Raw genomic sequence first — 10,282 nt, 5'->3', positions numbered from 1 at the left:
TACCCAGCTGATTGAGGTCATGCTCGTTGGCCGCGGTGGTGACTAGGCTGTGGGTCAGGCCACTCTTGGCATCGACACCAATGTGGGCCTTCATGCCAAAGTGCCACTGATTGCCTTTCTTGGTCTGTAGATTGGCCCCTTGAAGATCCAGACACTTCGCCCCTCTTAACTTAAGAGGTAGTCTTGGAACTATGTTCAGTACTAGTCGCAACGAGAAGATGGTCGAAGTGTTAACAGGGGCTGAGCGCCGTCGACGCCGGACTCCGCAGGAAAAGATCTCCATCGTGCAGCAGACCTTTGAGCCCGGAATGACCGTCTCTCATGTCGCTCGCTTGCACGACGTCAACGCCAACCAGCTTTTCAAATGGCGTAAGCAATTCCAGGAAGGGTCTCTCACGGCGATCACCGCCGGTGAGGATGTTGTTCCAGCCTCCGAGTTGGCTGCTGCCATCAAGCAGATCCGAGAGCTCCAGCGTCTGCTCGGGAAGAAGACCATGGAGAACGAGATCCTCAAAGAAGCCGTGGAGGTTGGTCGAGCAAAAAAATGGATTGTGCATGCGCCCTTGTTGCCGGGGGACGACGATTAAGTGCTGTGAGCCAGGCCCTTAATGTATCGCGTGCGCAGCTATCCGTTCGTGTTCATCGAAAACCAGGTTGGCAAGATGGTCGTCATCATCGCCAGCATGATGATGCTGCCTTACTTGGCCGGATCATGGAGGCGATGGCTGAGCTTCCCTCCTATGGCTATCGCCGAGTCTGGGCGCTGTTACGGCGTCAGTCAGAGGCAACACGACAGCCTGTGGTAAACGCCAAACGGGTATATCGCGTCATGCGCGATCATGGCCTGCTGCTGGAAAGAAAACCGGCTGCACCATTGACCCAGCGGGCACATAAGGGGCGTGTTGCCGTCAAAGAGAGCAATCGACGTTGGTGCTCAGATGGCTTCGAGTTTCGCTGCGATAACGGTGAAAAACTACGAGTCACGTTCGCCATGGACTGCTGTGACAGGGAAACCTTGGATTGGGCTGCCAGTACCGGGGGTTACGACAGTGACACGGTGCAAGATGTCATGCTGAGGTCTGTCGAACGTCGCTTCGGGGATTCGTTGCCGGCATCACCGGTAGAGTGGCTGACTGATAATGGCTCGGCGTATCGAGCCCATGAGACCCGCGCGTTTGCACGAGAAATCGGGTTGGAGCCCAGAACTACTGCGGTGAGAAGCCCACAGAGCAACGGTATAGCTGAGAGCTTCGTCAAGACGATGAAGCGAGACTATATCGAGATGATGCCGAAAACAGATAGCCGAACAGCGGTAGGCAATTTGGCCATCGCGTTTGAGCATTATAACGAGCATCACCCGCACAGCGCCTTGGGATACCGTTCACCCCGGGAATTTCTGCGCAGTCGGGTATCACAACCCTAAGCGGGAAAAAGTGTCTGGACCTATGGGGTCAAATCCAGTCTGATGCATCTGCGGATCGCGTTGCTGCTCTTTGTTCTTGGTCGAGCTGGGTGCCTCAATGATGGTGGCATCGACCAAGGTGCCTTGAGTCATCATGACGCCTGCTTCGGCCAGCCAGCGATTGATGGTCTTGAACAATTGGCGGGCCAGTTGATGCTGCTCCAGCAGGTGGCGGAAATTCATGATGGTGGTGCGGTCCGGCAAGGCGCTATCCAGGGATAACCGGGCAAACAGACGGATGGAGGCGATTTCGTACAGAGCATCTTCCATCGCGCCATCGCTCAGGTTGTACCAATGCTGCATGCAGTGAATGCGTAGCATGGTTTCCAGCGGATAAGGTCGCCGGCCATTACCAGCCTTGGGATAAAACGGCTCGATGACTTCCACCATGTTTTGCCATGGCAGGATCTGCTCCATGCGGGACAAGAAAATCTCTTTTCTGGTCTGACGGTGCTTACTGCTGAATTCACTGTCGGCGAAGGTGAGCTGATGACTCATGATGAACCCTTTTTCATGGCTCCAGATGACAAACATGATCTCATATCAGGGACTTGTTCGCACCTTCCCTGAGTCAGCCGAGAAGAATTTCCCCGCTTATTCGCACCTTCCCGAGATCAATACCAATAAGCGCAACGTTTTCCATGATGGCCTCTCCTGAAAGAAAAACACCCTGTCAGCGTACCGCTCACAGGGTGGGGGTGACCATCTCATTAGACCCGGGCCTTGGCCCGGGTCTTTGCATGTCAAGGGGTGGACTCAGCGCGGAGGCAGACCCAGCAGGGCACGCAGCTGGTGCGCGGTGGCCTCGACCGCCGCCCAGTCGCGGTCAGTGACGGTGACGTGGCCCATCTTGCGGCCGGGGCGGGCTTCGCCCTTGCCATAGAGGTGAAGGTGCACCCCGGGCAGGGCCAGGGCACCGGCCCAGTCCGGGGTGCCGTCTTGCCACAGATCACCGAGCAGGTTGAGCAGGATGGCGGGTTGCACCTCGGCTTTTGCCGGCAGGGGCAGATCGCACAGGGCGCGTACCTGCAGCTCAAACTGGCTGCAGCCGGCGTTGTCGATGCTGGGATGACCCGAATTGTGGGGGCGGGGCGCCATCTCGTTGACCAGCAGCTGGCCGCCGACCAGGAAGAACTCCACCGTCAGCACGCCCACGTAGTCGAGGGCGGCGATGATGTGCTCGGCGATGCGCTGGGCCTCGGCCTCCAGGGCGGGCACGTTGGCCGGGGAGCGGGTCTGATCCAGGATGCCGCCGCTGTGCCAGTTCTGCACCAGGGGCAGGGCGCTGATGGCACCGCTTGGGCTGCGCGCCAGCGTCAGGGCAAACTCCCCTTCCAGTGGCAGGCGTTTTTCCAGCACGCAGGGTACGCCGCTGGCGGCCAGAGCCGCCGGCAGCTCGCTGGCCTGGTGAATGGTCCACTGCCCCTTGCCGTCATAACCCTCGCGGGCGGTCTTGAGGATGGTGGGGAAGAGGTCGTCCGACAGGGCCGGCAGCGGCTCGTGGGGCAGCAGGGTCAGGTTCGGCGCGACGGGTACGTCGGCACGGGCCAGGAAGGCCTTCTCTTCACGGCGATCCTGACAGACGCGCACCGCGCTCGCGGCCGGGCGCACCGGCTTGTGCTGCTCCAGCAGGGCCAGGGAGGTGGCGGGCACGTTCTCGAACTCGCAGGTGATGGCATCACATCGGCGGGCCAGTTCGGCCAGGGCATCGGCGTCGTCATAGGCTGCGATGATCTGATCGTCGGCGGCGGCGCCGGCGATGCTGGCGGGATCCGGATCCAGCACGATGACCTGATAGCCGAGGCGGTGGGCAGACATCACGAAATAGCGGCCGAGCTGGCCGCCGCCGAGCATGCCGAGGGTAGCGGGAGGCAGTATCATGCCGGCTCCTCCAGGGTGAGGGCCAGCACCCGATCGCGCTCCTTGGCGCGGAAGCCGTCGAGCTGCTGATGATAACGGGGAGCGTCGCCGTCCTGAGCGACGGAGAGCAGGGACACTGCAAACAGGCCGGCGTTGGCGGCACCCGCCTCGCCGATGGCGAAGGTGGCGACCGGTACGCCCTTGGGCATCTGCACGATGGAGAGCAGGGAGTCCATCCCCTTGAGCTGGCGGGTCGGGATCGGCACGCCCAGCACCGGAATCGTGGTCTTGGCGGCCAGCATGCCCGGCAGATGGGCGGCACCGCCGGCACCGGCGATGATGGCGCGCAGGCCGCGTTCGCGCGCACTGGCGGCATATTCAAACAGGAGATCCGGGGTGCGATGGGCGGATACGACGCGCGCTTCATAGGGCACGCCGTGCTCCTTGAGGATGCGGGCGGCGGCCTGCATCACGGGCCAGTCAGAGTCGGAGCCCATTACCAGGCCGATCAGGGGAGGGGTGCTCATTACTACTCCTTGCAGTCAAACGTTTGTCTCTGGTTGGCAAAACAAGCCGGCATGCCGGCTCAGAATTTCTCGGGTCGCACTATTTCGACCGTTTGCAGGAACGCAATCATAGCGTAATCGGGGTAGTAACGGATCTTAATATGTTCCATCAATCGTTCGGCCTGCTCGCGAGTGCAGATCGCCTCCAGCCTGATATTGCCGCTTTCACTCCAGCTGGCGTTGCGTTCGCCATGGTCTCCCCGGCCCCGGGCATCGGTGATGGTATAGCCGCGCAACCCTTCTCGGGTCAGGGTGCGCAGCAGGGTGGGTTCCAGGGTGGCCTCTGTCACTATGGTCAACAGGGTGCGGGTCTCGGTCTGCATATGGCTACTCCATGAAGTGGCGGGCCCAGCTGTGGTAGAGCGGGATCCCCAGCATGATGTTGAACGGGAAGGTGACCCCCAGCACGGCGCTCAGCGACAGTCCGGGATTGGCCTGGGGCAGGGCGATGCGCAGGGTGGCGGGTACGGCAATATAAGAAGCGCTGGCGGCCAGGATGGCAAGCAGGGTCAATCCGCCGAGGGAGAGCCCCATCAGCTTGCCGACGGCCAATCCCAGTCCGGCCGAAGCGAGCGGCATCAGCAGAGCGAAGCCGAGCAGGAACAGACCGTGACGGCGCAGGTCCTGGCACTGGCGCGCGACAATGAGGCCCATTTCCAGCAGGAACAGGGCCAGCGCTCCCTTGAACAGGTCGACAAAGAGCGGTTTGAGGGGAGCGACCCCTTCCGGTCCGGCCAGGTAGCCGATGGCCATGCCGCCGAGCAGCAGGGTGACCCCCTTGCCGAGGAAAGTCTCGTGGGCCAGCATCCGCCAGCGGGTCTGGCGACTCACACCACGCGCCAGCACTATGCCGACCAGGATGGCCGGGATCTCCATCACTGCCAGGAAGATGGAGAGCTGGGATTCGAAGTCGATGCCGCGCTCGGTGAGCCAGTTCACCCCGACCGCGAAGGTGGCCACGCTGACCGAACCGTAGTGGGCGGCGGTGGCGGCGGCATCGATCCGGTTCATCTTGATGCGCAGCAGGGCAAAACCGAGCAGGGTCTGCACCACGCCGAGCAGGATCACCAGCGCCAGCTGGGGCAGCAGGGGGAGCAGGGATTGCTGGGCCAGCCCGACGCCGCCCTTGAGGCCGATAGCCAGCAGCAAAAAGAGGGAGAGAGTATCGTAGAGGGCGGGTGGTAGTTTGAGCTCGGAACGTATCAAACCGGCCAGCAGGCCAAACAGGAAAAAGAGAACAACAACATCCAACATGATGACTCGCGGGAGCAGTCCACAGGGTGGTTGCATGCTAGAGTGCATGATGCTTCGATAAAATCAGATTTTGATTGATGGTTGTTCGGTAAAAACTGATAAGGGGTCCGATGCTCAACTACAAGCAGCTCTACTACTTCTGGCATGTGGCCCGCAGCGGTGGCGTGACGCGGGCGGCGCAGCAACTTCATCTGACCCCGCAGACCATCAGCGGCCAGGTGGCCGAGCTGGAGCAATCCCTCGGCGTGGCGCTGTTCAACAGGGTGGGCAGGCGGCTCGTGCTGACGGCGGCCGGTCGCCAGGCGCTCGAACAGGCCGGGGCCATCTTCTCGCTCGGCGCCGAGCTGGAGCACTCCTTGCGCCACGCCAGCCAGGAGCTGACCATGCAGGTGGGGATTACCGCGTCAGTCCCCCGTACCCTGGCATTCGAACTGCTGGCGCCGGCCATGGCACTGGCGACCCCGCTTCGGCTGATCTGCCATGAGGAGCGGCCCGACCAGCTCTTCAGCGAGCTGGCCAGACACAAATTGGACATGGTGCTAACCGACCGCCCGCTGCCCCCCGACAGCGGCATCCGCGGCTATAACCACGAGCTGGGGCGCAGCCCGCTGGCCCTGTTTGCCAGCCCGGCGCTGGCGGCGCAGGCCCGCAAGGGGTTTCCCGCCGCGCTGGAGGGGTTGCCCGTGCTGATCCCGGGTGAAAAGTCGGTGACTCATGATCGCTTGCTGGTCTGGTATCACCAGCAGGGTATCCATCCCCACCTGGTCGGCCAGTTCGATGACTCTGCCCTGATGAAGTCGTTTGGCAAGGCGGGGATGGGGATCTTTCCGGCTCCGCTCGCCATGGGGGAGGAGATAACCCGCGTCTATGGTGTCGAACGGATTGCCACCCTGCCCGAGGTCACCCTCTCCTACTATCTGGTCTCGGCCGGCCGTCATCTCTCCCACCCCGGCGTGAAGGCGGTGATGGAGGGGGCCAGCCAGCGATTGGCGGCACTGGAAAATAAAAAATAGAAATCTGGATGGCTATACATCCAAGACGGCTCTGCCTATAATCCCCCCGCTTTGGCGCATCATGCTTAAAAGGGAATCCGGTGAGAATCCGGAGCTGGCGCGCAGCGGTAAGGGGGAACGAAGCGACATCAGGGCACTGCCGTCAGGTGGGAAGCCGTCGCCGTAGGCCATCAGCCCCCAAGCCCGAAGACCTGCCAAAGTTCGTATTTCGGGCCGAGAGAAACCGGCCACGAAGTAGATGCTTACGCGAACTTAAGGATCTCTCATGTCCAAGACATTATTGGCGGCTGCCCTGTTGCCAACGGCGGCCTTTGCCCAACAGATGACCATCCCCGTCAACCCCACCATGGTGGTGACCGCCAACCGGGTGGAACAACCTGCCAGCACCGTGCTCGCCCCCGTCATGGTGATAGAGCGCGCCGAGATCGAGGCTCGCCAGGTGCAGAGCCTGCCGGATCTGCTGAAGACCCTGCCAGGGGTACAGATCACGACGCTGGGTGGCCGCGGTCATGTCAGCAGTCTGTTTATCCGTGGCACCAACTCCAACCACTCCCTGGTGCTGATGAATGGTCGTCCCGTTGCCGCCATGGTGGCCGGCACACCGGATCTGAGCCAGATCCCCCTCGACAATATCGAGCGCATCGAATACATCCGCGGTCCGCGCGCCGCCGTCTATGGTGCCAATGCCATTGGTGGTGTTATCAACCTCATCTCCAAGACCTCGGCCAAGAACGGCAGCGAAACCCACCTGAAGGGCGGCGTGGGCAGCCATGGCTACGGCCAGGGTCAGGTGCGTACAGTGCAGGCCTTGGACGAGCAGACCGACATGAACCTGCTGGTGGGCTATGAGCGCACCGATGGCTTCGACGTGGTCGCCGGTGCCCAGCAGCCGGATAGGGACGGTTTTGACAGCCTGAACGGCCAGTTCGGGCTGAACCACGCGTTCAACGACGCCTGGAGCGCCGATTTCAACGCCCAGGGCTATGACAACCAGACCGAGATGGACGACCCCTATATGTCGTCGGATCAGAGCCGGGTGCAGGCTTTCCAGTACGATGGCGGTCTCAAGTATCAGAGCGGCGCCCTGAGCAGCCGGCTGGAAGCCAGCTACGGCGAGAACAAGCTGAAGAGCTGGTGGGAGAGCAATGGGGAGTCCAGTGCCGAGCCCATCCACACCGGTCTGACCCGTTTCTCCTGGATCAACAACTGGAGCGGTGTGGAAGGTTTGTCTCTGACCGGTGGTGCCGACTGGCAGCAGGAACAGATGAAGTCAGATTCCCGCAGCTATGGTCAGTCGTTCAATGCGCCAGATCGCGACAACACGGGCCTGTTCGCCGTGGCGAGCTACCGCTGGCAGGCGCTGCTGGGTGAGTTGTCCGGTCGTACCGATGACAACGATCAATATGGCCGCAACAACACCTGGTCTGCGGCAGCAGGGCTGGACATTAATGAGAACCACAACATCCGGTTGAGTTATGGCACGGCCTTCAAGGCACCGACTTTCCTCGACCTCTATTACCCAGGTTATGAGAACCCGGATCTGAAGCCGGAAGAGAGCAAGAACCTGGAGCTGGACTTCTCCGGCCGTTACACCGCCTGGGACTGGTCAGTGAACCTCTATCGCAACGAGATCGAGAACCTGATCTCCTGCCAGAGTGCATTCTCCACCTGCAAACCGGGTAACACGGATGCCGAGATCCGGGGTGTGGAAGTGGCCCTTGGGCTGGAAACCGGCCCGCTTCATCACGATCTGAGCTTCGATTACACCAAGACCGAAGACAAGAACGAGGGGGACCAGCAGTTGCTGCGCCGTGCCAAGCAGAAGGCGAGCTGGTTGACCCAGGCGCAGCTGGGCCCGGTCGATCTGTCTACCGAGTTGCTCTACGTGGGCAAACGGGATGACAAGAACTTCAGCAGCTTCCCGGCTGAGCGAGTGGTGCTGGGCTCCTACACCCTGGTCAATCTGGGGGCCAGCTACGAAGTGCTGCCACAGCTGACCCTGGGAGGACGCATCGACAACCTGTTCGATCGTGACTATGTTCCGGCCTATGGCTATGCCTCACCGGGCACCGAGTTCAAGCTGACCGCCGACTACCGTCTCTGATCCGCTGCTCTACTTATATAGAGAGGAAAAAGCGAGGCCCCGTCTTGTACGGGGCCTTTTCTATTGGCCGTTGGCGGGAGTATGATCGCCGCCTCGCATCCAAGGGGGAGCTCTGGTGGCCAATATTCTCGTGTTCGACTCCGGTATGGGCGGCTTGACCGTCTATGGGGAGATCCGTCGCACCCTGCCGGCACACAACTATTTCTACTGCTTCGACAACGCCCACTTCCCCTATGGCGAGTTGAGCGAACCAGAGCTGATTTCTGCCTGCACCGGCTTGGTCAGCCACATGGTGGCCGAGCACGCCATCGATCTGGTGGTGATCGCCTGCAATACCGCCAGCACCATTGCCCTGCCATCCCTGCGTACCGCACTCAGCATTCCCGTGGTCGGCGTGGTCCCCGCGATCAAGCCTGCCGCCGCCCTGACCCGTAACGGCTACATCGGTCTGCTGGCAACGCCCGGCACCGTCAGCCGTGACTATACCCATGAACTCATCGCCCAGTTCGCCCCGGGCAAGCATGTGCTGCTGAAGGGGGCCACCGAACTGGTTATCGAAGCCGAGCGCAAGCTGGCGGGGTTGCCGGTCAATATGGCCCTGCTCAGAGAGGTGCTCGCAGACTGGATGGAAGGGGAGGAGAGGCCGGATACCCTGGTGCTGGGATGTACCCACTTCCCGTTGCTCAACGAAGAGATCAAACAGCTGATGCCGGAATGCCAACTGGTCGATTCGGGTCTTGCCGTGGCAAGGCGGGTGGCGCATCTGCTGGCGACACTGCCGGTCCAGGCGCCTGGCGAGGGGACGGGACGTGCCTACTGCACGCGACTGGATGCAGGGGCCCAGAAACTGACAGCCCCCTTGCAAGCTTGGGGGCTGTCGTCACTCGAAGAGGTGGTGTACTGAATATCAGGCGTCGACGTCGTTGACGTCCTTCTCATCCCGGTCCCGCTTGTCATTTGCTTCACGCACTTTCAGGGTGCGCTGCTGATACTCCTTGTCATTGAGCGCGGCGATGGCCTTGGCCGCATCGGCGACAGGCATCTCCACAAACCCGAAGCCCCTGCGTTTGCCGGTGGCCTTGTCCTTCATCAGACGAACTGACAGTACCTGACCTTGCTCGGCAAAGAGTTCGCGCACCGCAATCTCGTTGGCGCGATAGGGCAGGTTGCCTACATATAAGGTACAGGTCTCCTGGCTGGTCGCCTGTTCGAGGGCGGTGGCAGGCGCACGGTTCAGGAAGAGCGGTACCACGAAACCGCCAATGGCCAGACCGGCGGCAAAAATGACTTCGACTTTCAGAGAGAACTGCAGGGCCTGGGCAACCAGATAGCCGAGCAGCGCCAATACCAGAGCAAGAACTGCTGCCTGCACATAGACGGGAAACTTGGATAAATTCATCTTTAAAGACCTTTTGTAAATGAAAGCAAAAAAGGTGCAACACTCTATTCACCTTCATGGTAACCAGCTTTACGACCAGACGCTACCATGGACCACTTGAGGCAAATTATCCGCTTCAGTATGGCATTCCTTCAGCCAGGAAGATCCTGATAAATGCCAATAAAAGAGGGCTGAAATCATCAGCTTGTGGATAACATTGTATATATACACTGGGTAAGTTGTTTCTAACTGGATAATTTGAAGTTTCCGTGACTTTCTTCAAAAAATCCCTTGTCATCGCAACCGGCCTCCCTATAATGCGCCCCTACCAGCACGGCGGAACACGCCAACCTGATGAGCCAGCTTCCTAGCGAAGTGGGCGCCGAAAGAAAAGCGAAAACAACCGCTTGACTTTCGAAGTGAGGAGCGTAAGATGCGCCTCCTCAACGCGATAAGCGTGACGCTCTTTAACAATTTGAATCAAGCAATCTGTGTGGGCACTCGCAGCATCGAGCATCAAAAACAATTTTTGATTTTCAATGTCTGATGAAGTGACCAAAGCAACTTTTAGTTGCAGCAGTTAATTCAGCAATTCATTGAGCCGCTTTTCGAAGCAACCAAACTTAAATTGAAGAGTTTGATCAT

Annotated in this window: 9 protein-coding genes, 2 pseudogenes and 1 riboswitch; of the genes and pseudogenes, 4 read left to right on the top strand and 7 right to left on the bottom strand. The window is 60.1% G+C overall.

The genetic code is table 11. The features are described 5' to 3' along the window. Positions 1-127, bottom strand: a pseudogene (locus HKD46_RS20390) (transposase); the annotation flags it as partial. A 91-nt stretch (positions 128-218) separates the two neighbouring features. Here HKD46_RS20390 and HKD46_RS20385 point away from each other — a divergent pair. Continuing rightward, positions 219-1,423 (top strand): IS3 family transposase gene (locus HKD46_RS20385; protein ID WP_171865901.1). Its coding sequence is split into 2 segments (ribosomal slippage): positions 219-537 and positions 537-1,423, totalling 1,206 coding nucleotides; the frame shifts between segments, so codons are not numbered across the junction. 36 nt (positions 1,424-1,459) lie between these two features. Here the strand turns inward: HKD46_RS20385 and HKD46_RS20380 are convergent. The 5 genes and pseudogenes from HKD46_RS20380 to HKD46_RS20360 all read right to left on the bottom strand — a co-directional run. After that, positions 1,460-1,960, bottom strand: a pseudogene (locus HKD46_RS20380) (IS5-like element IS5B family transposase); the annotation flags it as partial. Positions 1,961-2,218: 258 nt separating this feature from the next. After that, positions 2,219-3,343, bottom strand: a complete 1,125-nt coding sequence (locus tag HKD46_RS20375; protein WP_109422473.1) for a 5-(carboxyamino)imidazole ribonucleotide synthase — start codon at positions 3,341-3,343, stop codon at positions 2,219-2,221. Then, complete coding sequence (purE, locus tag HKD46_RS20370; RefSeq protein ID WP_042026785.1) at positions 3,340-3,849, bottom strand: 5-(carboxyamino)imidazole ribonucleotide mutase; 510 nt, start codon at positions 3,847-3,849, stop codon at positions 3,340-3,342. The genes HKD46_RS20375 and purE overlap by 4 nt, the downstream gene beginning before the upstream one ends. Before the next feature lie 59 nt (positions 3,850-3,908). Beyond that, positions 3,909-4,211 carry a P-II family nitrogen regulator gene (locus HKD46_RS20365; protein ID WP_026456329.1) on the bottom strand — a complete coding sequence of 101 codons (303 nt, stop codon included), beginning with the start codon at positions 4,209-4,211 and terminating at the stop codon, positions 3,909-3,911. Between the two features lie 4 nt (positions 4,212-4,215). Continuing rightward, positions 4,216-5,142 carry a sodium-dependent bicarbonate transport family permease gene (locus HKD46_RS20360; protein WP_113979229.1) on the bottom strand — a complete coding sequence of 309 codons (927 nt, stop codon included), beginning with the start codon at positions 5,140-5,142 and terminating at the stop codon, positions 4,216-4,218. 110 nt (positions 5,143-5,252) lie between these two features. Between HKD46_RS20360 and HKD46_RS20355 the strand changes: the two genes are divergently transcribed. The 3 genes from HKD46_RS20355 (at position 5,253) to murI (ending at position 9,163) form a co-directional block, all read left to right on the top strand. Further along, on the top strand, positions 5,253-6,155 hold the full coding sequence (locus HKD46_RS20355; protein ID WP_113979230.1) for a LysR family transcriptional regulator: 903 nt from the start codon (positions 5,253-5,255) through the stop codon (positions 6,153-6,155). A 35-nt stretch (positions 6,156-6,190) separates the two neighbouring features. After that, positions 6,191-6,369, top strand: a riboswitch (cobalamin riboswitch). Between the two features lie 51 nt (positions 6,370-6,420). Continuing rightward, complete coding sequence (locus HKD46_RS20350) at positions 6,421-8,259, top strand: TonB-dependent receptor domain-containing protein (protein ID WP_111896993.1); 1,839 nt, start codon at positions 6,421-6,423, stop codon at positions 8,257-8,259. A 115-nt stretch (positions 8,260-8,374) separates the two neighbouring features. Further along, positions 8,375-9,163: a glutamate racemase gene (gene murI / locus HKD46_RS20345; protein ID WP_171865900.1), complete on the top strand. Its 789-nt coding sequence runs from the start codon at positions 8,375-8,377 to the stop codon at positions 9,161-9,163. Positions 9,164-9,166: 3 nt separating this feature from the next. Here murI and HKD46_RS20340 read toward each other — a convergent pair whose 3' ends face one another. After that, positions 9,167-9,658 carry an RNA-binding protein gene (locus HKD46_RS20340; protein WP_029313407.1) on the bottom strand — a complete coding sequence of 164 codons (492 nt, stop codon included), beginning with the start codon at positions 9,656-9,658 and terminating at the stop codon, positions 9,167-9,169. Positions 9,659-10,282 lie beyond the last annotated feature (624 nt).

The organism is Aeromonas sp. TW 6, assembly GCF_013168745.1.
In the GTDB taxonomy this organism is placed as follows: domain Bacteria; phylum Pseudomonadota; class Gammaproteobacteria; order Enterobacterales; family Aeromonadaceae; genus Aeromonas; species Aeromonas caviae.
This window is presented reverse-complemented; position numbering and strand designations above follow the sequence as displayed.

Coding starts and splice junctions, on each gene's coding strand:
- HKD46_RS20375 (WP_109422473.1), bottom strand. CDS start 3,343: ATGATACTGCCTCCCGCTACCCTCGGCATGCTCGGCGGCGGCCAGCTC.
- purE (WP_042026785.1), bottom strand. CDS start 3,849: ATGAGCACCCCTCCCCTGATCGGCCTGGTAATGGGCTCCGACTCTGAC.
- HKD46_RS20365 (WP_026456329.1), bottom strand. CDS start 4,211: ATGCAGACCGAGACCCGCACCCTGTTGACCATAGTGACAGAGGCCACC.
- HKD46_RS20360 (WP_113979229.1), bottom strand. CDS start 5,142: ATGTTGGATGTTGTTGTTCTCTTTTTCCTGTTTGGCCTGCTGGCCGGT.
- HKD46_RS20355 (WP_113979230.1), top strand. CDS start 5,253: ATGCTCAACTACAAGCAGCTCTACTACTTCTGGCATGTGGCCCGCAGC.
- HKD46_RS20350 (WP_111896993.1), top strand. CDS start 6,421: ATGTCCAAGACATTATTGGCGGCTGCCCTGTTGCCAACGGCGGCCTTT.
- HKD46_RS20340 (WP_029313407.1), bottom strand. CDS start 9,658: ATGAATTTATCCAAGTTTCCCGTCTATGTGCAGGCAGCAGTTCTTGCT.